Source organism: Sphaerotilus uruguayifluvii, from assembly GCF_013294065.1.
Lineage (GTDB): Bacteria > Pseudomonadota > Gammaproteobacteria > Burkholderiales > Burkholderiaceae_C > Sphaerotilus > Sphaerotilus uruguayifluvii.
On record NZ_JABSNM010000001.1, the window covers coordinates 442,008 to 461,892 of the forward strand.

The following is a 19,885-nucleotide window of genomic DNA, read 5'->3' on the forward strand; positions in this document are numbered from 1 at the left end:
CGTTGCGAGGCGTGAAGTCCGCCGCGCCGAACCCATCCGTACCGCGGCAGCATCTGGATATTCGGCAAATGGGATGTTTTCCCATTTATTGCTCACTTCCGGAGAATCCGACATGTTCCGAACTGTTCCGACTGTCCGTCATCGCCTGCCGCGCAGGATGTCCCTCGGCCTGGGCTCGGCCGTGCTGGCGGCCGCGCTGGCCGCCTGCGGTGGCGGGGGCGACACCAGCGCCACCATGGCCTCTTCCACACCGACGGCCGCAGCCGCCTCGGTCACGCTGCAGACCTACATCACCGACAACCTGACGAGCGACTACGCCAAGGTCTGGGTGTCGATCCAGCGCATCGTCGCCACCGCCGCCGACGGCACCGAGGCGGTGCTGCTCGACGCCTCGGCCGAGCCGGTCGTGGTCGACCTGGCCTCGCTGGCGTCGGTGGGCGAACTGGTGTCGAGCGCCACCGTGCCGGTGGGCGTGTGGACCGGGGTGAAGGTGACGCTCTCGAACGCGGTGCAGCTGGTCTCGCTCGACGGCGCGAGCACCACCGAGGCCAAGTTCGCCGCCAGCGGCGACACCTACGACTGGACGGTGCGCGGCGTCACGCTCGACACCGCGACCGCGGCGCAGCTGGTGCTCGACTTCGACCTGCAGCACTTCAGCTACAGCGCCACCACCGGGCTGGTCACGCCGGACGTGAAGGTGCCCTCGACCAGCAGCGCCTTCGGCAAGTTCGTGCGCCAGCAGGGCCGGGTGCACGGCACGGTCAGCGCAGTCGATGCCACGGCCGGCACGCTGACGATCACCGATGCCCGCCTGGGCAGCGTCGTGGTGACGCTGGCCAGCGATGCGGTCATCACCAACGCCTCGACCGGCGCGACGATGACGCTGGCCGAGATCGCCGCCGGTGCCACGGTGCGGGTCAAGGGCACGGTCACGCCGGGCGCGACCACCGACGATCCGGTCACGGTGACCGCCACGCTGGTGCAGGTCGAGGCCGCCTCGTCGGCCAGCACCGCGACGACGGTGGTGGTGCGCGGCACCGGCACGGTGGTGTCGCTGTCGGGCACGACGCTGACGCTCGCGCTGACCGAGGCCAGCTTCCTGCCCTCGAGCGCCACGCTGGTGCTCGATCTGGCCTCGGCCCGCTATGCGCACGGCACGGCGGCCGATCTGGTCGCGGGGGCCACGGTCAACTTCCGCGGCAAGCTCTCGGGCAGTGGCTCGTCGTCGAGCGTGAGCGCGTCGATGATCGACGTCGAGGGCGCCTCGTCGGCCACCGAGCGGGCGCGCCACGGCTCCGACAGCACGGCCGCGACCCTCGCGACGCTGGCGGGCACCGTCGGCACGGTGGCCGGCGACGGCACCTTCACCGCGACCGTGGCCGCCTCCAGCGCCGCCCGTGCGGTGGCGGCCGGCACCTACACGGTCGACCCGAGCGGCGCGGTCTGGCGCGCCGGCAGCGCGAGCTGCCTGGTGGCCGGGGCCAGCGTGCGCGCCACCGGCACCCTGGCCGACACCACCTTCACCGCGAAGACGATCGAGGTGCCGGGCTGCAGCGGCACCACCCGCCGCTCGGTGGCGGGGCGCCGGCGCTGAGGCGGCCGCGTCAGTCGAGACCGCCGCCCGGTGCGGAGGCCAGGCGCTGCGTCGACGGATCGCCGAACTGCACATGGCGCACGCCGGCGCGCTGCAGGCCGGTCTGCAGCGCCTCGACGCTGGCGACCGGCGCCTGCGGGGCGATCTTCAGCACGATGCCCAGCGTGTCGGCGCTGCGGCCATCGGCGAGCGTGGCCGCGGCATGCGCGCAGTCGAGCTCGCGACCGGCGCTGCGGCAGCGGCCGTCGGCCCCGACCTCGACATCGACGCGCTGGCGCGCCACCGGCTTCGGCGCCGGGCTGCAGCCGGCCAGCGTCGCCAGCACCGACAGGGCCGTCAGCGCGAGTCGCGCCGACGGCCGCGCCGGGCGGCAGGAGGGGAAGGAGAGCCCGCAGCGGGCCGGCAGGTCGTCGATCATGGTTCGGCTGGACGGTGAGGCGATGGGCCGGGGCGCCCAGAAGCACAAGGGCCCCGACAGGGGCCCACAGGGTACCGGTTGCCGAGGCCACCGGTCATCACATCATCGCATCGGCGCGCGGCACGAAGCCTGCGCACCTCGCGACATCACTTCGACGCGGCAGCGGCCGGCGCTTCGGCAGCGGCAGCCTTCTTGGCCTTGTGGTGATGGTGCTTCTTCTTGTGCATCGGCTTGGCGGCCGGAGCGGTGGCAGCAGCCGGAGCAGCCGGATCCGCGGCCGGAGCATCGGCGGCGAAGGCACCAGCGGCGAACAGGGAGGCGATCAGGGCGGCGAGCAGCTTCTTCATGGTCGAGACAGTGTCCATGTGATTCCCGAGCCGGTGTCTTGCGGAGATCGGTCCTGCGCCGGCTCGCCGATTCAACGATGACCCTGTGGCAAACGTTGACGATTTTCCAGATCTTCACGTTTCTTTGCCGATGTTCACGAGGGTGTCGGAATCGGGCTCAGGCACCCCAGCGGCGCCGCCGGCCGGTGTCGAGGTGGACGAAGTCGTCGGCGCTGTAGAGGCCGACGCCGCCGGCCTCCAGCGACAGCGCCGCCTGGTGCAGTTCGGCCAGTGCCACGCCCTGCAGCCGCAGGTCGATCGCGCGGCCGTCCATGTGCAGGCTGTGCCGGGCGACGCCGCCGCCCCGGTGGCTGCGCAGGAACTCGTTGGTGTCGGGCGAGCGGTAGCCGGACACGATCATGACCGCGCCCCGGTGGCCGAGCTGGCGCTGCACCGCATGGATCTGGTCGAGCACGGCGGGATCGATGCGGCCGACCGCGCCGCTGTAGTGGTCGCGCAGGAAGAGGTCGATCCGGCGCAGCGCCGGATCGAGCCAGCGGCCGGCCTCGGCATAGGTGATCTCGAGCACTTCGCCGGTGTGGGTGTGGTGCAGCTTCAGGCGGCGGTCCTCGTCGGGCGCGGCCCGGACTGCGGTCGGCAGCGCGGCGGCCGAGGCCAGGGCCAGGGCCTGCGGCAGGCCGTGGAGCAGGCGGCGGCGCACGGGGCAGGGCGGAGCGGTCATCGTCAGGTCCTCCGGAGGCTGTCGGAGCGGCGGCGCAGCGCCGCGTCGAGCACGCGGTCCAGGCCGTAGAGATCGTCGAAGAAGGCGGTGCGGCCGTCGCGCACCAGCGCGGTGCCGTAGGCCAGCAGCACCGGCACCGGCTCGGCCAGACGGATCGTCTTCGAGCTGCCGGCCTGCATCGCCGCGCGGATGCGCGTCTCGTCCCAGCCGGGCTGGTTCTTCAGCACGAAGCCGGCGAGCACCTCGGGCTGCTCGACGCGGATGCAGCCGTGGCTGAGGTCGCGGCGGTCGCGCGCGAACAGGCCGGTCGAGGGCGTGTGGTGCAGGTAGATCGCGTCGCGGTTCGGGAAGACGAACTTGATGTCGCCCAGCGCGTTGCGCGGACCCGGGCGCTGGCGCAGCCGCAGTCGGCCCTCGAGCACCGCGTCGAGCCGGTCGGCCGAGAGCGCCTCGATCGCGCGGCCCTCGCCGTCGACGAACTCGAAGCCCTCGCGGCTCCAGAAGCCCGGATCGCGCCGCAGCCGCGGCACCAGCTCGCCGCGTGCGATCGACGGCGGCACGTTCCAGTACGGGCTGAACTCGATCGAGCGCATGTCCTCGTCGAACAGCGGCGTGCGGTGGTCCAGCGCCTGCCCGACGATGACGCGCATCTCGTGGCGCACATGGATCTCGCCGTCGGCGTCGACCTCGCAGGCGCGCAGCACGAACTCGGGCAGGTTGACGATGACGATGCGCGGCGCCTGGCGCAGCGGCGTCCAGCGCAGCCGCTCCATCGTCAGCTCGATCTGGCGCACCCGCGCGGCCGGCGGCACCTGCAGCTGCGCCAGCGTGGTGCGGCCCAGCACGCCGTCGGGCGTCATGCCGTGGCGGCGCTGGAAGGCGCGCAGCGCCTCGGTCAGCGTGGCGTCGAGCACCGGCGCGGACCCGGCCGGGCGCGGGCCGGCCAGATCGCCGCTGGCGCGCAGCCGCCGCTCGAGCAGCGGCACGCCCGCCCAGCGCCCGCCCGGCGCCAGAGAGCGGCCCGGCAGCGGCGGCAGCGTCTCGCGCCACGCGGCCGGATCGGCGGCGAGCCGGCGCCAGCGCGCCAGCGCGGCCCGCAGCGCGCGGTAGGGCTGCAGCGTCGGCGCGGCCTCGCGCACCGCGCGGGCAAGGTCGCCAGCCGCCAGTGCGGCGTCTAGCCGTGCGCCCGCGTCGAACGCGCCGCGCGGCGGCGGCGTGAAGTCGCTGTGGATGCTGCGCGGATCGACGCGGCCGTGGTGCAGGTCGTCGAGCAGCCGGCGCATCGCGCGGGTCAGCGCGGCCTCGAAGGCGGCCGGATCGTCCGGGCGTGACGCGCCGGCCGGCAGCCGCGCGGCGAGCCGGTCGGCGTCGTAGTCCAGCGGATCGAGCCCGTCGTCGCCGGCCGCGGCCAGGAGCGCCAGCGCGGTGCGGGCGGCCGGCCGGGCCTGTCCGTCGGCATCGATCCAGCGCGGTGCGCTGTCCGCGGCTTCGGGATCCTGCGCTGCGGCCGGTGGCCAGGCGGGCAGCGCCAGGCAGGCGGCGCCCGCCTGCAGCAGCGCGCGCCGGCGCAGGCTTCGGGAAAGGAGGGGCGAAGTCATCCCCTGATGATGGACCGCCGCGTCTTCGCCGGGGATGAAGGGGCTTGCGCTGGCGCAAGCGGGTCGGGATCGGGTCCAATCGCGCGATGACGACCCCCGACGCCCGCCTGACCGAGCTGGAGATCAAGGCCAGCTATGCCGACGACCTGCTCGACCACCTCAACGGCGTCGTCGCGCGCCAGCAGCAGCAGATCGACCTGCTGGTGCGCGAGGTGGCGCGGCTGAACCGCCAGCTCGGCGAGGCTGCCGCCGCCTCGGGCGGAGCCGGTGCGCGTGACCCGCGCGACGAGATCCCGCCGCACTGGTGAAGCGGAGGCGAGCCGTCACGGCCCGCGCCCCGCTCCCCGCGCCTCATTCGATGCCGACGATCTTGTGCATCTGCACGCCCAGGCGCCATTGCGGGTGGGCCATGCAGTAGTCGGTCGCGGCGCGGGTGTGGTCTCGCCGGTCCGGGCCGTCCATCGGCTGCAGGAAGAAGTGGTCGAAGGCCAGATGCTCGAAGCGCTCGGGCCGGGCCAGCGGCTGCGGGTAGACGAGCTTCAGCTCGTCGCCCGCGGTCAGCAGCAGCGGCGCGTCGGCCTTGGGGCTGACGCAGATCCAGTCCAGGCCCGCGGGTGCGGGCTGCGTGCCGTTGGTCTCGACCGCGACCTCGAAGCCGCGGGCGTGAAAGGCCTCGACCAGCTCGTCGTCGAGCTGCAGCAGCGGCTCGCCGCCGGTGCACACCACGTAGGGCCGTCCGCCGGCGCCTGCCGGCCAGCGCGCCGCCACCGCGTCGGCCAGCGCATCGGCGCTGGCGAACTTGCCGCCGTTCTGGCCGTCGGTGCCGACGAAGTCGGTGTCGCAGAAGGTGCAGACGGCCGTGGCGCGGTCGCTCTCGCGTCCGCTCCAGAGGTTGCAGCCGGCGAAGCGGCAGAACACCGCCGCGCGGCCGGCCTGTGCGCCCTCGCCCTGCAGCGTGTAGAAGATTTCCTTGACGGCGTAGCTCATCAGACGGGCACCAGTTCGTCGGCGCGCGCGCTGGCCAGCACGATGGCGCCATTGCCGCGGGTCTCGTAGACATCGATGCGGTCGAGCTGCGGCAGCACCGCGCGCCCCTGCGCCAGCACCCAGCGCGCCAGCGAGAGCGCGTCGCCGTCGTCGATGGCCTCGTTCTCGAACAGCGGGCGGTGGTCGATGGCCTTGAAGACCGGATCGAACAGCGTCTTGACGTCGCCGAAGTCGACCGTCCAGCCCATCACCGCGTCCAGCGGCGCGTTCAGGTGCAGCCGCAGCGCCCAGGTGTGGCCGTGGATGCCGCGCAGCGGGCTGCCCTCGGGCGCGTGCTTGAGCCGGATCGCGCTGTCGAAGGTCATCTCCTTCCAGATGCGGTAGTTCTGGCCGTCGAAGTTGGCCCCGCACGAGCCCGTCTCGTAGACCGTGACCCAGGACAGCTCGGGCAGCAGGGGCTTGAGGCGCCGCCACAGCCAGGCCGAGATCACCTCGCTGGTCGGGTTCTCCAGGCCCTCGATCTCGTTCAGGCACTGGTAGTTCAGCTCGAAGTGCAGCGGCGCCCAGATGTCGTCGATGCGGTCGTAGTCGAGGCCGAGGTCGCTTTCGCCGATGTCCTGGTCGGCATGCAGGATCACCTCGAAGCCGTGGCCGTGCATGCGGCCGCACTTGTGGCCGGCGGGCACGTTGGGCAGGCGGTGCGCGGCCTGGAAGCGGTAGCGCCGCCACAGGTGGGCGTGGCCGGCGCGGTCGAGGTCGACGCCGGTGTGCGCGGTGCTCTGCACGCCGACCTGCTCGATGCCGGGCACGCCGAACTCGCCCTCGAGGCGGCGGCGGATCCAGCGCGCGATGTTCTCGTCGGTCGGCGCGCCCAGGCCCTCGACCTCGTTGAGCAGCGCGTAGTCGAGCGGCGCGCAGCAGGCCTCCATGCGGCGCTGCAGCTCGGCGACCTCGCCGCCGGCGAAGGGCGCCCAGCCCGCGGGCAGCTCGGCGCGCACCGCGGCGAAGAAGCTGTGGCCGTGCAGCCGGCGCGAGCGGTGGCCCTCGGGCAGCAGATCGACATGCAGCGCGGCCTCGAAGCCGGCCGAGGCGGAATGGAAGGAGCGTGGGGACATGGGGCGGGACGGCAATGCAGGGCGTGATTGTCGCCGTCCGGGGTGACCTTGGCGACAGCCGGGGCGCACTGGCGCGGCTACACTCGCCTCCCGGTGCCGTTCCGTGATCTGAATCTGCAAGAAGCCTGCAGAAGCCGACACGAGCGCGGCACCTGCGTTCTCAGGGCGGGGTGGAAGTCCCCACCGGCGGTCAGCCGGCCGGCGCGCTCCTTCGGGGGCGGGCCGGCCGTCGAGCCCGCGAGCGCCCGGCAGCCGTCCTGGTTGCCGGGGTCAGCAGATCCGGTGCGACTCCGGAGCCGACGGTCACAGTCCGGATGAAAGAGAACCGCGCTCGGCGCCGCCGCGTGACCGCGAGGGCGCCTGCGCGTTCCTGCGCCCTGATTCTGGCCTCCGTGTCCCGGGCCTCGAGCCCGTTTCGCTCACCATGAATCAGTCCACTGCTTCTCTTGCTTCTTCCTCCGCCGCTGGCGTGCGCCGCGTCGCGGCCATCAGCGCCTCCTGGCACACCGACATCGTCCACCAGGCGCGCGACGCCTTCGTCGCCGAGCTGGGGCGCAGCGGCGTCGCCGCCGAGGCGGTCGAGCACTTCGACGTGCCCGGCGCCTTCGAGATCCCGCTGCTGGCGCGCCGCCTGGCCGAGTCCGGCCACTACGACGCCATCGTCGCCTTCGGCCTGGTGGTCGACGGCGGCGTCTACCGCCACGACTTCGTCGCCACCGCGGTGATCGACGGCCTGATGCGCGTGCAGCTCGACAGCGGCGTGCCGGTGCTCTCGGCGGTGCTGACCCCGCACCAGTTCCACGAGCACGCCACCCACCGCGAGTGGTTCACCGCGCATTTCGTCATCAAGGGCCAGGAGGCCGCGCGCGCCACGCTGCAGACGGTCGCGCTGCACCAGCGGGTGTCGACGCTGACGGCGCGCTGAGGCTCGGCCCGCCTTACTTCGCGTCGACCAGCGCGCCGATGTCGAGCAGCGTCAGCTCGTTGTCGTCCGGCTTGCCCAGGCGGCGGCCCGACGAGAACGGGAAGTTGTTGTCGTTGACGACGACGATGTGGCGCGCGTCGACCCGCGCCAGCCCTTCCGGCCCCAGGTGCGGCAGCACGAACACGTCCTCGTTCGGGCCGGCATGGGCCAGGCGCTTCGGGTTGGCGATCTTCGTCAGGTCGATGAAGGCGATCTTCTTCACGAAGCCGTCGGCGTCCGCCTGGGCCAGGTCGATCTTGTAGATGCGCTTGAACTTCGCCGGCCGGGTGAAGCAGTCGGTGCGCGGCTCGTCCGGGCAGCCCGGGCCGGCGCCCTCGGTCGCGTCGTCGCGCTCGATCACCAGGCCGGTCGTGGCGTCGAGCAGCTGGAAGTCGGCCGCGACGTTGCCGGCCGCCTCGAAGCGGTATTTCCACTGCCGGCCGGTGTAGCGCCGGCTGGCGACGTCGAGTTCGAGGATGCGCGTGTACGGGCGGCCCTCGTGGCTTTCCTGCGCCTTCGCGGCGGCGTCCCACAGCGGCCACTCGAACATCGGGTAGAGCGTGCGGCCGTCCGGCGACTTCGCCATCGGCTCGAAGCCGCCCGAGCGGCGCACCTCCCAGCCGCCGGCCTCGCCGGGGTAGTTCGGCAGGCGGCCCTGCAGGTAGTGGTCCGGGCTGCGGTAGGTCCTGTCGCCGACCTGCGTCTCGATCAGGCCGAGCGCGCGGCCCTGCGCGTCGAAGCGGATCACGTAGGGGCCGAACTCGTCGCCGATCCACCACTCGTCGCCGACCTGCTGCAGCGACTCGATGTCGAGGTCGGCGCCGGTCAGGTAGCGCTCGCGGGTGGCCTCGTTCTGGATCGCGAACGGAATGCGCCGCTGCGGATCGCGCAGGAAGGTGGTGTGCTCGCGCTGCACCCGGCCGGTCGCCCAGTCGACCTTCAGGCGATGCACCATCAGCAGCGCGTCCTGCGAGTTGATCCTGCTGCCGAAGCCGTTGTCGGTCATCGCCAGGAAGCGGTCGCCGCCCAGCGAGACGATGGCCGAGAAGCCCTGCACCGACTGGCCGCGCACCGGCAGCGCGCCGCCGGACGCGCGCGGATGTTTCGGGTCGCCGACGAAGGTGTTGGCGGGGATGGCGCCGAGCGTCTCGGTGCGCAGCCTGCTCGGCGCGGTGAACTTGCCGGCCGTGGCGAAGAAGGCGCCGGCGTCACGCGGCGCGGCCACCGTGGTGTCGTGCGGCAGCAGTGCGTGACCGGCCAGCACGGCGGTCACTTCGGTCTGGGCCTGCGCGGTCAGGGCGGCAGCGCCCAGGCAGGCGAGGGCGACGAGGCGGGACAGCAGGGACATCGGCGCATCCGGTGAGGCGGTGGGAATGCGCCGGATGCTAGGCAGCGGGCGTGAAAGGGGCGTGACCGGCGCACACCGGTCACGCCGGCCGGCGCCTCAGCCCCGGCCGCCGGCCTCGAGCGCGGCCCACTTCGCCCGCACCTTCTCCAGATTCGCCGCCTTCACATGCCCGAAGCCGCGGATCTCCAGCGGCAGCCGGGCGATCTCGACCGCGGTGTCCAGCCGCTCCTTCGAGAGCCGCGCCAGCAGCGCCTCGACGCTGGCGCGGTACTGCTGGATCAGCGCCCGCTCGGTGCGGCGCTCATCTGTGCGGCCGAAGGGGTCGAAGGCGGTGCCGCGCAGGAACTTCAGCTTCGCCAGCCACGGTAGCGCCTTGTGCATCCACGGCCCGAAGGCCTGCTTGAGCGGTCGCCCCTGCACGTCGGTGCGGCCCAGGATCGGCGGCGCGAAGTGGTGCACCAGCTTGACTTCGCCCTCGAACATCTCGCCGATCTTCGCGGCGAAGGCGGCATCGGCGTGCAGCCGCGCGACCTCGTACTCGTCCTTGTAGGCCATCAGCTTGAACAGGCCCTGCGCGACCGCCTCGGTCAGCCGGGTGCTGGAGAGCGGCGCCTCGGCCTCGCGCACCCGGGCGACGAAGGCGCGGTACTGCTCGGCATAGGCGGCGTTCTGGTAGGCCGAGAGGAACTCGGCGCGGCGGGCGATCGTCTCGTCGAGCGAGGGCCGGCGCACGATCTGGATCACCTTCTGCGCCGCGAACAGGCTGCGCACGCCCGACGGATCATGGGCGCAGCGCCGGCCCCATTCGAAGGCGGCCTGGTTGGCGGCGACCTGCACGCCGTTGAGTTCCATCGCGCGCAGGATCGCGGCGCGGCCCAGCGGGATGCGGCCGTGCTGCCAGGCGTAGCCGAGCAGCAGCGGGTTGGCGTAGATCGAGTCGCCGAGCAGCTCGGTGGCAGCCTGCTCGGCGTCGAAGGCGCCCAGGCCCTGCGCGCCGACCGCCCGCTCCAGCGCGCCGTCGCAGCCGGCCTCCGGGAACTGCCAGTCGGGATTGCGCACCAGGCTGGCGGTCGGCGTGCCGTGGCGGTTCAGCGCCACCCAGGTGCGCCCGGGCTGCATCGTCGCCAGCGTCGGGCGCTGCGCCGCCACCAGCGGATCGCAGGCGATGACCAGATCGGCCTGCGCGGTGTCGACCTTGGTGGTGAAGATGGCCTCGGGCCGGTTGGCGATCTGGATGTGGCTCCAGGTCGCGCCGCCCTTCTGCGCCAGGCCGGCGGCGTCCTGCGTCACCACGCCCTTGCCCTCCAGGTGCGCGGCCATGCCCAGGATCTGGCCGATGGTGATGACGCCGGTGCCGCCGACGCCGGCCACGACGATGCCCCAGGCGCTCTCGGCCACCGGCAGCGCCGGCTCGGGCAGCGGCGGCAGCGCGGCCAGGTCGCCCTTCTTCTGGCGCTGCGGCGTCCGGAGCTGCCCGCCCTCGACGGTGACGAAGCTCGGGCAGAAGCCCTTCACGCAGGAAAAGTCCTTGTTGCAGGAGTTCTGGTTGATGCGGCGCTTGCGGCCGAACTCGGTCTCGACCGGCTCGACGCTCAGGCAGTTGCTCTGCACCGAGCAGTCGCCGCAGCCCTCGCAGACCGCCTCGTTGATGACGACGCGCTTGGCGGGATCGGCCATCAGGCCGCGCTTGCGGCGCCGGCGCTTCTCGGTCGCGCAGGTCTGGTCGTAGATGATCGCGGTCGTGCCTTTCAGCGCGCGGAACTGGCGCTGGATCGCGTCGAGCTCGTCGCGGTGGTGGACCGTCACGCCGGGCGAGAGCGCCACGCCGGCGTACTTGGCCGGATCGTCCGTGACGATGACCAGCTTCGCGACACCCTCGGCCACCAGCGTCTGCATGATCTGCGGCACCGAGTGGCCTTCCGGGCGCTCGCCGACGCGCTGGCCGCCGGTCATCGCCACCGCGTCGTTGTAGAGGATCTTGTAGGTGATGTTGACGCCCGAGGCGATCGACTGGCGGATCGCCAGCAGGCCGCTGTGGAAGTAGGTGCCGTCGCCGAGGTTGGCGAAGACATGCGCGTCGGTGGTGAAGGGCGCCTGGCCGACCCAGGCCACGCCCTCGCCGCCCATCTGGCTGAAGGTGACGGTGTCGCGGTCCATCCAGGTCGCCATGTAGTGGCAGCCGATGCCCGCCAGCGCGCGCGAGCCCTCCGGCACCCGGGTGCTGGTGTTGTGCGGACAGCCCGAGCAGAACCACGGCGTGCGCTCGCCCACCGGCGTCTTCGCCTGGGCGGCCAGCGCCTGCTCGCGCGCGTCGATGACGCGCAGCCGCTCGTCCATGCGCGCGGCCACGTCGGCCGGCACGCCCAGGCGCTTCAGGCGCCGGGCCACCGCGCGGGCGATGATCGACGGCGTCAGGTCGGCCTTGGCGCGCAGCAGCCAGTTCTGGCTCGGGTTGGGCATCGACCATTCGCCGCCGCTCTGGTCGCCGTCGGGCTCGTCGAACTTGCCCAGCACGTTCGGGCGCACGTCGGCGCGCCAGTTGTACAGCTCCTCCTTCAGCTGGTACTCGATCATCTGGCGCTTTTCCTCGACGACCAGGATCTCCTGCAGGCCCTGCGCGAACCGGCGGGTGATGCTCGCCTCCAGCGGCCAGACCACGCCGACCTTGTGCACCCGCACGCCCAGCGCGCGGCAGGTGCCGTCGTCCAGGCCCAGGTCGTGCAGCGCCTGGCGCAGGTCGTTGTAGGCCTTGCCGCTGGCGATCAGGCCGAAGCGGTCGTTCGGGCCCTCGACGACGTTGTGGTTGAGCCGGTTGGCGCGGATGTAGGCCAGCGCGGCATACCACTTGTGGTCCATCAGCCGTGCCTCCTGCTCCAGCGGCGCATCCGGCCAGCGGATGTGCAGGCCGCCGGGCGGCATCAGGAAGTCCTCGGGCAGCACGATGTCCACCCGGTCCGGATCGACGCTGACCGACGACGACGACTCCACCACCTCCTGGATCGTCTTCATGCCGGACCAGACGCCGGCGTAGCGGCTCAGCGCGATCGCGTGCAGGCCGTGGTCGAGGATCTCCTGCACCGTGCTCGGGAAGAACACCGGCATGCCGCAGGCCTTGAAGACATGGTCGCTCTGGTGCGCGGCGGTGCTGCTCTTGGCGATGTGGTCGTCGCCGGCGATGGCCAGCACGCCGCCGTGGCGCGCGGTGCCGGCCATGTTGGCGTGCTTGAAGACATCGATGCAGCGGTCCACGCCCGGACCCTTGCCGTACCAGATGCCGAAGACGCCGTCGTGCCTTTTCGTCTGCGGGAACAGGTCGAGCTGCTGCGTGCCCCAGACCGCGGTGGCGGCCAGCTCCTCGTTGACGCCGGGCTGGAAGACGATGCGGTGCTCGGCCAGATGCTTCTTCGCCGCCCACAGCGACTGGTCGTAGGTGCCCAGCGGGCTGCCGCGGTAGCCGCTGATGAAGCCGGCGGTGTCCAGGCCGGCGGCGCGGTCGCGCTGCCGCTGCAGCATCGGCAGCCGCACCAGCGCCTGCACGCCGCTCATGAAGGCGCGGCCGCGGTCCAGGGTGTACTTGTCGTCGAGCGTGATGTGCTCGAGGGCGCGGCGCACGGCGTCGGGCAGCGGGGCGTTCATCAGGCGGTCTCCATCTCGTGAATGGGGGCGCGCATGGAGCGGGTGTCCGGTCGGCGCCGATGCCGCCAGTCTAGGAGGGGCGTGCCGAGAGGTGTTTTCTTTCGATGGCGTCTATCCGCTAATCTGGGCAACAGTCATTCCCGGAAAAGATCATGAGCGAAAGAGAATTTCAGGAAAACGCGATTTCAGGGATAACCCGCACGCCGGCGGGCATCGATCTGGACCGCTACGACATCGCGATTCTGGGCGAGCTGCAGCGCGACGGCCGGCTCTCGAACGCCGAGCTGGCCACCCGCATCGGCCTGTCGGCCGCACCCACCTGGCGGCGGGTGAAGCGGCTCGAGGAGGAGGGCTACATCACCGGCTACCGTGCGGAAATCGACAGAAGGCGAATCGGCCTGGGCGTCTTTGCATTCGTTCGCATCGACGCAGAACGAAACAACGCCGCAGCAACACAGGCCCTCGAGGATGGCATCCGCGCGCTGCCCGAGGTGGTGGCGTGCCACTACATCAGCGGCACCGGCACCTTCGAGCTGCAGGTGGTCACCACCGATCTGGACGCTTACTCGCGATGGGCCCGGGACACACTCTTCAAGCTGCCGAACGTCAAGGACATGCACACCAGCTTCTCGCTCGGCGAGGTCAAGTCGGCCGGATCGGTCTGGCCGCTCACGCACTTGCGTGGCCGGAACTGAGGGATGGGCAGAGCGGCACAAATCGTTCAATATTCACGAAGGTAACACAATGTTTCCATATTTTCGTGAATTCCCTCTCGAACCGTGCTGTCGAGCAGCTGCTCGGTGCTCCCGGCCCGCAGCGCTGGCGCATCACCCAGAGCCTGATCGGGCTGACGGGCTACCTGGCGCTGGCGCTGCTGCTGTGGCTGGGCAGCGCCGGCGAGGGGGCGCTGCTCGACCGGGCCCGCGTGCAGCCGCCGGCGCTGGCGATGCTGCTGGCCGGGCTGTCGGGCTATGCGCTGATGCGCAGCGGCCGCAACCGCGCGCTGGCAGCCGTCTGGGGCTGCGAGCCCTCGCTGACGCTGCCGCAGTCGCTGATCGGCCTGATGCTGGTCACCTGGGTCTATGCGGTCACCGGCGCGGCACGCGGCGCGGTGCTGGCGCTGCTGGTCGTCGTGGTGATGTTCTCGATGTTCGCGCTGGGGCGCCGGCAGGCGGTGCTGCTGGCGGCGGTCGCGCTGCTGCTGCTGGCGGCGGTCATGCACGCGATGACGCTGGCCGACCCTTTCCGCTACCGTGCCGACGTCGAGGCGGTGCACCTGGCGCTGACCGCGCTGGTGCTGACCGGCGTGACGCTGCTGTCGATGCGGCTGGCGCGGCTGCGCCAGCGCCTGCGCGACCAGCGCACCGCGCTGGCCCGTGCGCTCGAGCAGCTCAGCGAGATCGCCACCCGCGATGATCTGACCGGCCTGCCCAACCGCCGCGCGATGGGCGAGCTGCTGCTGACCGAGACCGCGCGCCACGCCCGGCTGAAGGCGCCGCTGTCGCTGGCGCTGCTCGACATCGACCATTTCAAGCAGATCAACGACCGCCTCGGCCATGCCGCCGGAGACGAGGTGCTGCGCGGCTTCGCGCGCCGGCTCGAGGCCGAGCTGCGCGGCGCCGACGTGCTGGCGCGCTGGGGCGGCGAGGAATTCCTGCTGCTGCTGCCCGGCACCGACGCGGCGCAGGCGCTGCAGGCGGTCGAGCGGCTGCGCGAGGGCCTGCGCCTGCAGCCCTTCGACGGCATCGAGCCGGGCATGCAGGTGAGCTTCTCGGCCGGCGTCGGCCTGTGCCTTGGCCAGGGCGACATCGACAGCGCGATCGAGCGCGCCGACCGGGCGCTCTACCGGGCCAAGGCCGCCGGGCGCGACCGCTCCGAGCCGGCCTGAGCCTTTCGGGCCCGCGTCCCGATCGCATTCCCGAGCGCCGCTCCTGGGCTTTTTCAAGTCGGGGCGCCGCGCGTCGATAGGCCGGCATGTCCGCGCCGTCCCTGCCTCCGCCGTCACCGCCCCCGGGATCCTCGGCCGCCGCTCCGCCGTCCGGGCCGCTGACCCGGACCGTCGCCCGCTGGGTGCTCGGGCCGGCGGGCAAGCAGCGGGTGCGGGTGTCGCAGACGCTGCTGTCGCTGGGCGTGTTCCTGCTCTTTGCGCTGATCCTGCAGGCCGCCGTGCTGCTCGGCCTGGCCGACGAACGCGCGGCGGGCGTGCTGACGGCCTTCAGCCTGTCGACCGCCGGGGGCTTCCTGCTGCTGATCCGCAGCGGCCTGAACGAGGCGCTGCATCCGCCCGAGCCCTCGCTGACGCTGGCGCAGATGGTCTGCGCGATCGTCGAGGTCTGCGGGGCCTATGCGGTGATGGGCGCGGCGCGCGGCGTGGTGATCGTGATGCTGATGGTCGTGCTCACCTTCGGCATGTTCGTGCTGCGCCCCGGGCAGGCGCGGGCGATGGCGCTGCTGGCGGCGCTGCTGCTGGCCACCGTGATGGTGCTGGGCAACCGGCTCGACCCGGAACGGCATCCGTCCGAGGTCGAGATCGTCCATGCCGCGATCGCGGCGCTGGCGCTGGGATCGGTGTCGATCCTGACGATCCGCTTCGGCCGCATGCGCGCGCGGCTGTCGGGCCAGCGCGAGGAGCTGCGCCAGGCGCTGGCCAGGATCCACGAGATGGCCACCCGCGACGAGCTGACCGGCCTGCCCAACCGGCGCACGCTGCGCGAGATGCTCGAGCGGCGCAGCGTCGACGCCGCGCCGCTGGCGGTGGTGCTGATCGACCTCGACCACTTCAAGCGCATCAACGACGAGCACGGCCACCAGATCGGCGACCGGGCGCTGTGCCATTTCGCGCGGCTGGCGCAGGAGGAGCTGCGCGGCAGCACCGACATCGTCGGGCGCTGGGGCGGCGAGGAGTTCCTGCTGCTGCTGCCGGAGACGGCCAGCATGTCGGCGCGTGCCTGCGTCGACCGGCTGCGCCAGCGCCTGGGGCGCCATCCGCTGCCCGGGGTGGCGCCGACGCTGGCGCTGAGCTTCTCGGCCGGCGTCGGCGACTGCCGCGGCCCCGATGACATCGAGGCCGTCATCGAGCGCGCCGATCAGGCGATGTACCGCGCCAAGGAGGCCGGGCGCGGTCGCACCGAGCTCGAGTGAGCCGCCGCCGGGCTCACTTTGTCACTTCGGCCACAGCGCCCACAGCCGCAGCGGCTGCTTGGTGCGGCCGGCGCGGTCCTCGGCGCCGTCGCCCCAGCCCCAGAAGTAGTCGGCGCGCACCGAGCCGGTGATCGCGCTGCCGGTGTCCTGCGCGACGACCAGGCGCTGCATCGGCCGCGGCGTCGGCGGCGTCGCGCTCCACGGCTGCGGCTCGGTGCTGGCGAGCCAGACCGGCGTGCCGTACGGGATGCTGTCCTTGTCGACCGCGATCGAGCGGCCCGGCGTCAGCGGCACGCCCTGCGCGCCCAGCGCGCCGATCGACGGATCGGCCAGCGGCTCCTCGCGGAAGAAGACATAGCGCGGGTTGACCGCCAGCATCTCGCGCACCCGCTGCGGGTTCTGGCGCGACCACTGGCGGATCGCCGGCCAGCTCGCCTGCTCGAGCGTGAACGCGCCCTGGTCGACCAGCCAGCGGCCGACCGACTGGTAGGGCTGGTCGTTGTGGCCGGCGAAGGCCAGCCGGACCATGCTGCGCCGGCCTGCGGCATCGGTGAAGGTCAGCCGGCCGGAGCCCTGGATCTGCACCAGCAGCAGGTCCATCGGATCGCTCAGCCAGGCGATCTCGCGGCCCTTGAGCGCCGTCTGAGCGGCCGGCAGCGTGTCGATCTCGGCGCGGGTGTACCAGGGCTTGCGCGTGCCGAGGTCGGCCGGCGCGGCATGCACCGGCACGGTGTGGCGCTCGGTGCGCACCCGGCTGGCCTCGAGCAGCGGCTCGAAGTAGCCGGTCAGCAGGCCGTCGGTGCGGCCCTCGGCGGTCTCGATGCGCCAGGGCTGCAGGCGCTGCTGCAGCAGCTGGCGCACCTGCGCCTCGCCGGGCGTGGCGCCGAGGCGGCGCACCTCGCGGCAGGTGGCGTTCCACGCCGAGGCGACCGCGTACGGGTTCAGGCTGACGTTGCCGGTGGCCACCGCGGCGGCGGCCAGGCCGCGGCCGCTGGTGTTGCCGCTGTTGGCGGCGGTCAGCACCTTGTCGCAGCTGCGCAGCAGCGCCGGCCAGGCCAGTGTCAGCGTGTCCTGCTCCCAGCCGGGCAGGTCGCGCCACTCGGCGCGCACCCAGCGCCCGCGCGGCGTCATGCGCACCTCGGCATCGGTCGAGCTCGGCGGCGGCGTCTGCACCGACGGCGGGATCTCCAGCGGCGGCAGCGGCGCCGGAGCCGGCGGCGAGCTGCCGCAGCCGGCCAGCGTGCCTAGAATCAGTGCCGTCGCCAGGCTCGGCAGGCCGGCGGTCGGCAGTCGGCGGGACGAAGGCAGGCGGAAGGACGGGAACGACATGACGCTGGTGATTCTGGAGGCTCTCGGGGCCGGGGCCCTGCTGGTGGGCATCGTCTGGTGGACGATGTTCGCAGGCCGGCGCGGCGGCGAGCGCCGCAGCGACAGGCGCCCGGACTGAGCGCCCGACCGGCCGCGGCCGCGACTGTAGCGCGACCGCCGTCGGCCGGGTGGGCGGAAAACGCCGGTCCGGACGGGCCTCGTCGGTCCTCAGCGGTGCTCGGGCTGCGCGGCGGCGTCCTGCTCGAGCCGCGCGGTCGGCCACAGGAAGCTGGCCGGGGCCTGGCGCAGCCGGCGGCGCAGCGCCGCGTACAGGCGGCTGCGCTCGCGCACCTTCAGGCCGCGCGAGCGCAGCGCCAGCCGGAAGGCCAGCAGGAAGCTCACCAGCACGTTGAGCATGCCGGTCAGCGGAATGGCCGCGACGCTCCACCAGAAGACCGGCTCGTGCAGCGCCTGCACGCCCAGCGTGCCCAGCGCCGCGCCGATCTGGCCGGCCGACAGCGTGACGTGGCGCACCTCGATCGGCAGCCCGAAGAAGGCGGCCAGCGCCGGCACGATGCCCAGCATCAGGCCCAGCGAGATGTTCGCCGCCAGCCCCGAGATGCTGGCGCGCCACCAGCGCGCCCAGCGCTGCGCGCGCGAGCTGCCCAGCCAGCGCACGAAGGCCGGGTTCCAGGCGATCGCGCTGTCGATCCGGTGGAAGACGAAGGCGTTCTCGACCCAGCCGGCGATCAGGCTGGAGGCGAACAGCAGCACGCCGGTGAAGGCCGCGTAGGCCAGCGTCGGCCCGGGCAGCACCAGCTTGTCGAGCGCGTGGTGCGCGGTGGCGGCCGACACCAGCGGCGCGCCCTGCAGCTGCCAGGCCAGCAGCTGCAGCAGCAGCACGACCGGCGCCACCGTCATGACGTTGCCGATGATGCCGGCGATCTGCGTGCGCAGCAGGTGCGCGACCTCGTCGACGAAGTCCTCGATCGCCGCGTCGCTGCCGCCGACCTGCTCGAGCTTGGCGGCCATCGCCGGCGCGGTCATCGCCGGCTGCTTGGTCGCCACCGTCCAGTGCAGCAGCTGCACCAGCACGAAGCTGATCGCGTAGTTGATGCCGGCCCAGAAGCCGCCCCAGAAGGCCGACAGCCCCATCGCGCCGATCGCGAACTTCAGCAGCGTCGTGCCCGAGATCACCAGGCCGCCGCCGCAGGCGCGGCGCAGCATGTCCAGCCATTCGGCGCGGTTGCGGGTGATGTAGTGCTCGCCGGTGGCGGCGCTGCGCTCGGCGACCTTGCGCGCGAGCATCGAGTAGTGGTGCGAGAACAGCGCACCCAGGCTGCGCCGCGTCTGCACGCCGCGCGCGAGCTGCGCCATCAGCCATTGCCAGTCGCGCGCCGGCGTCGTCGACATCAGGCAGTTCAGCAGCGCCTCGATGCGCTCGCAGCGCTCGTGCAGCTGCTCGACCTGGAAGACGATGTCGACCGAGACACCGTGCTCCTCGAGGTGGTCGCGCACGCTGTCGATCGCGCGCCGGCAGGTCGCCAGCAGCGCGCGCAGGTAGTGGATCTGCTGGCGGCGCGCCAGCGCGTCGCCGGCCTCATCGACCTCGGAGAGCTGCGCGGCACATTGCGCGAGCTGGAAGAAGGGGCGGTCGGCCAGCAGCGCCGGATCGAGCCGCGGGCGGATCGACGCCGACAGGCCGACGGCGCGGATCTGGCTGGCGAGCATCTGCACCGAATCGACCGCCGCCCGGTGCCACTGCGCGCGCAGCGTGTCGTCGAGCAGCAGCGCGCCCAGGCGCTGCAGCGTCGTCTCGTCGAGCGTCTCCAGCCAGCCGGCGTCGCCGCGGTCGGACAGCACCATCTGGAAGAGCTGGCCGAGGTCGCCGGTGTCGGGCGTGGCCGGCAGCAGCCGCGCGCGCAGCCGCTCGGAGAACTCGCTGCCGAAGCCCGAGCGCGGCGAGAAGCCGAAGTCCGCCAGCAGCGTGGCCGCGTCGAGCGTGCCGAAGATCGAGCGCAGCTGGGCGCGCACCCGGAGCGCGTGCTCGGGATGGCGCTCGAGCACGTCGAGCATCAGCCGCAGCCGGCGCACCGCCACCGGCGTCGCGCCGGCTTCGCCGGCTGCGGCGCCGGTGCCGTCGAGCGGCTCCTGGCGGCCGATCGGGCGGCGCAGCCATTCGGCCAGCCGGATCAGCCACAGATGGCGTTCGGGTCGCGGCGCGCGTGCGTCGGCCGCGTTCAGCAGCGCGCTGAGGTCCCAGTCGGCGGCCCGGCCCAGGTTCAGGCCGCCACGGATCGACTGCAGCAGCCCCTTCAATGCAGCGCGTGAGCCTGCGACAGCTCGAATTCGGCGATCTCGACCTCGAAGGGACGGGCCTCGTCGGTCATGCAGAAATAGGTGCCCTTCATGCGTCCGCGCGGCGTGGCCAGCCGCGTCCAGCTGGTGTACTCGAAGCGCTCGCCGGGCTGCAGCATCGGCTGGTGGCCGACGACGCCCAGGCCGCGCACCTCCTCGACATGGCCGGCGCCATCGACGATGACCCAGTGCCGGCCGATGAGCTGGCCGGGGACCTCACCGGTGTTGACCACGGTGACGGTGTAGGAGAACGCATAGATTCCCTGGGCCGCATCGGACTGCTCGGCCAGATACGCGGGCGTGACGGTGCAGGTGAACTGGGGCTTGGGCATGCGGGGCATCATAGACGC

The 19,885-nt window shown here is 72.5% G+C and carries 17 protein-coding genes and 1 riboswitch; of the genes, 6 read left to right on the forward strand and 11 right to left on the reverse strand.

Annotated elements, in window-relative coordinates:
• The first annotated feature begins 157 nt into the window (after positions 1-157).
• Positions 158-1,594, forward strand: coding sequence for a DUF4382 domain-containing protein (locus HNQ01_RS01985; protein WP_217427364.1), 1,437 nt, complete (start codon positions 158-160; stop codon positions 1,592-1,594).
• Between the two features lie 10 nt (positions 1,595-1,604).
• Here HNQ01_RS01985 and HNQ01_RS01990 read toward each other — a convergent pair whose 3' ends face one another.
• From HNQ01_RS01990 to HNQ01_RS02005, 4 genes are all read right to left on the reverse strand, one after another.
• Entirely contained in the window at positions 1,605-2,012 is a 408-nt protein-coding gene (locus tag HNQ01_RS01990; protein ID WP_173803619.1) for a hypothetical protein, read from the reverse strand.
• Positions 2,013-2,158: 146 nt separating this feature from the next.
• Positions 2,159-2,359 (reverse strand): hypothetical protein, encoded by a 201-nt coding sequence (locus HNQ01_RS01995; RefSeq protein ID WP_173803620.1) that lies wholly within the window; start codon positions 2,357-2,359, stop codon positions 2,159-2,161.
• Between the two features lie 157 nt (positions 2,360-2,516).
• Positions 2,517-3,080: a YcbK family protein gene (locus tag HNQ01_RS02000; protein ID WP_173803621.1), complete on the reverse strand. Its 564-nt coding sequence runs from the start codon at positions 3,078-3,080 to the stop codon at positions 2,517-2,519.
• A 2-nt stretch (positions 3,081-3,082) separates the two neighbouring features.
• On the reverse strand, positions 3,083-4,678 hold the full coding sequence (locus tag HNQ01_RS02005; RefSeq protein ID WP_173803622.1) for a L,D-transpeptidase family protein: 1,596 nt from the start codon (positions 4,676-4,678) through the stop codon (positions 3,083-3,085).
• Between the two features lie 86 nt (positions 4,679-4,764).
• On the opposite strand from HNQ01_RS02005, the gene HNQ01_RS02010 reads away from it, so the two are divergent.
• Positions 4,765-4,986 (forward strand): SlyX family protein, encoded by a 222-nt coding sequence (locus HNQ01_RS02010; protein ID WP_173803623.1) that lies wholly within the window; start codon positions 4,765-4,767, stop codon positions 4,984-4,986.
• A 43-nt stretch (positions 4,987-5,029) separates the two neighbouring features.
• On the opposite strand, the gene queE is transcribed toward HNQ01_RS02010, so the two are convergent.
• Positions 5,030-5,665, reverse strand: coding sequence for a 7-carboxy-7-deazaguanine synthase (gene queE / locus HNQ01_RS02015; RefSeq protein WP_173803624.1), 636 nt, complete (start codon positions 5,663-5,665; stop codon positions 5,030-5,032).
• On the reverse strand, positions 5,665-6,780 hold the full coding sequence (locus HNQ01_RS02020) for a 6-carboxytetrahydropterin synthase (RefSeq protein ID WP_173803625.1): 1,116 nt from the start codon (positions 6,778-6,780) through the stop codon (positions 5,665-5,667). Before HNQ01_RS02020 ends, queE begins: the two co-directional genes overlap by 1 nt.
• Positions 6,781-6,932: 152 nt before the next feature.
• Positions 6,933-7,110: riboswitch (FMN riboswitch) on the forward strand.
• A gap of 94 nt (positions 7,111-7,204) precedes the next feature.
• Here HNQ01_RS02020 and HNQ01_RS02025 point away from each other — a divergent pair.
• Positions 7,205-7,705 carry a 6,7-dimethyl-8-ribityllumazine synthase gene (locus HNQ01_RS02025; RefSeq protein WP_173803626.1) on the forward strand — a complete coding sequence of 167 codons (501 nt, stop codon included), beginning with the start codon at positions 7,205-7,207 and terminating at the stop codon, positions 7,703-7,705.
• A gap of 13 nt (positions 7,706-7,718) precedes the next feature.
• Here the strand turns inward: HNQ01_RS02025 and HNQ01_RS02030 are convergent, their stop codons facing one another.
• Positions 7,719-9,092: an esterase-like activity of phytase family protein gene (locus HNQ01_RS02030; RefSeq protein WP_173803627.1), complete on the reverse strand. Its 1,374-nt coding sequence runs from the start codon at positions 9,090-9,092 to the stop codon at positions 7,719-7,721.
• Positions 9,093-9,188: 96 nt separating this feature from the next.
• Entirely contained in the window at positions 9,189-12,728 is a 3,540-nt protein-coding gene (locus HNQ01_RS02035; RefSeq protein ID WP_173803628.1) for an indolepyruvate ferredoxin oxidoreductase family protein, read from the reverse strand.
• A 152-nt stretch (positions 12,729-12,880) separates the two neighbouring features.
• Between HNQ01_RS02035 and HNQ01_RS02040 the strand changes: the two genes are divergently transcribed.
• The 3 genes from HNQ01_RS02040 to HNQ01_RS02050 all read left to right on the forward strand — a co-directional run bounded on the left by HNQ01_RS02040 (position 12,881) and on the right by HNQ01_RS02050 (position 15,869).
• On the forward strand, positions 12,881-13,423 hold the full coding sequence (locus HNQ01_RS02040) for an Lrp/AsnC family transcriptional regulator (protein WP_173803629.1): 543 nt from the start codon (positions 12,881-12,883) through the stop codon (positions 13,421-13,423).
• Between the two features lie 65 nt (positions 13,424-13,488).
• On the forward strand, positions 13,489-14,616 hold the full coding sequence (locus HNQ01_RS22530) for a GGDEF domain-containing protein (RefSeq protein WP_173803630.1): 1,128 nt from the start codon (positions 13,489-13,491) through the stop codon (positions 14,614-14,616).
• A gap of 86 nt (positions 14,617-14,702) precedes the next feature.
• Complete coding sequence (locus HNQ01_RS02050) at positions 14,703-15,869, forward strand: GGDEF domain-containing protein (RefSeq protein WP_173803631.1); 1,167 nt, start codon at positions 14,703-14,705, stop codon at positions 15,867-15,869.
• 21 nt (positions 15,870-15,890) lie between these two features.
• Here the strand turns inward: HNQ01_RS02050 and mltA are convergent, their stop codons facing one another.
• The 3 genes from mltA to apaG form a co-directional block, all read right to left on the reverse strand.
• Complete coding sequence (mltA, locus tag HNQ01_RS02055; RefSeq protein ID WP_286180394.1) at positions 15,891-17,198, reverse strand: murein transglycosylase A; 1,308 nt, start codon at positions 17,196-17,198, stop codon at positions 15,891-15,893.
• A gap of 207 nt (positions 17,199-17,405) precedes the next feature.
• Positions 17,406-19,496: a site-specific recombinase gene (locus HNQ01_RS02060; protein ID WP_286180395.1), complete on the reverse strand. Its 2,091-nt coding sequence runs from the start codon at positions 19,494-19,496 to the stop codon at positions 17,406-17,408.
• Positions 19,493-19,867 carry a Co2+/Mg2+ efflux protein ApaG gene (gene apaG / locus HNQ01_RS02065; protein WP_173803633.1) on the reverse strand — a complete coding sequence of 125 codons (375 nt, stop codon included), beginning with the start codon at positions 19,865-19,867 and terminating at the stop codon, positions 19,493-19,495. Before apaG ends, HNQ01_RS02060 begins: the two co-directional genes overlap by 4 nt.
• Positions 19,868-19,885: the final 18 nt, after the last annotated feature.

Bases quoted from the DNA above. Each gene is read 5' to 3' on its own strand.
- HNQ01_RS01985 (WP_217427364.1), top strand. From the start codon at position 158: ATGTCCCTCGGCCTGGGCTCGGCCGTGCTGGCGGCCGCGCTGGCCGCC.
- HNQ01_RS01990 (WP_173803619.1), bottom strand. From the start codon at position 2,012: ATGATCGACGACCTGCCGGCCCGCTGCGGGCTCTCCTTCCCCTCCTGC.
- HNQ01_RS01995 (WP_173803620.1), bottom strand. From the start codon at position 2,359: ATGAAGAAGCTGCTCGCCGCCCTGATCGCCTCCCTGTTCGCCGCTGGT.
- HNQ01_RS02000 (WP_173803621.1), bottom strand. From the start codon at position 3,080: ATGACCGCTCCGCCCTGCCCCGTGCGCCGCCGCCTGCTCCACGGCCTG.
- HNQ01_RS02005 (WP_173803622.1), bottom strand. From the start codon at position 4,678: ATGACTTCGCCCCTCCTTTCCCGAAGCCTGCGCCGGCGCGCGCTGCTG.
- HNQ01_RS02010 (WP_173803623.1), top strand. From the start codon at position 4,765: ATGACGACCCCCGACGCCCGCCTGACCGAGCTGGAGATCAAGGCCAGC.
- queE (WP_173803624.1), bottom strand. From the start codon at position 5,665: ATGAGCTACGCCGTCAAGGAAATCTTCTACACGCTGCAGGGCGAGGGC.
- HNQ01_RS02020 (WP_173803625.1), bottom strand. From the start codon at position 6,780: ATGTCCCCACGCTCCTTCCATTCCGCCTCGGCCGGCTTCGAGGCCGCG.
- HNQ01_RS02025 (WP_173803626.1), top strand. From the start codon at position 7,205: ATGAATCAGTCCACTGCTTCTCTTGCTTCTTCCTCCGCCGCTGGCGTG.
- HNQ01_RS02030 (WP_173803627.1), bottom strand. From the start codon at position 9,092: ATGTCCCTGCTGTCCCGCCTCGTCGCCCTCGCCTGCCTGGGCGCTGCC.
- HNQ01_RS02035 (WP_173803628.1), bottom strand. From the start codon at position 12,728: ATGAACGCCCCGCTGCCCGACGCCGTGCGCCGCGCCCTCGAGCACATC.
- HNQ01_RS02040 (WP_173803629.1), top strand. From the start codon at position 12,881: ATGAGCGAAAGAGAATTTCAGGAAAACGCGATTTCAGGGATAACCCGC.
- HNQ01_RS02050 (WP_173803631.1), top strand. From the start codon at position 14,703: ATGTCCGCGCCGTCCCTGCCTCCGCCGTCACCGCCCCCGGGATCCTCG.
- mltA (WP_286180394.1), bottom strand. From the start codon at position 17,198: ATGTCGTTCCCGTCCTTCCGCCTGCCTTCGTCCCGCCGACTGCCGACC.
- apaG (WP_173803633.1), bottom strand. From the start codon at position 19,867: ATGCCCAAGCCCCAGTTCACCTGCACCGTCACGCCCGCGTATCTGGCC.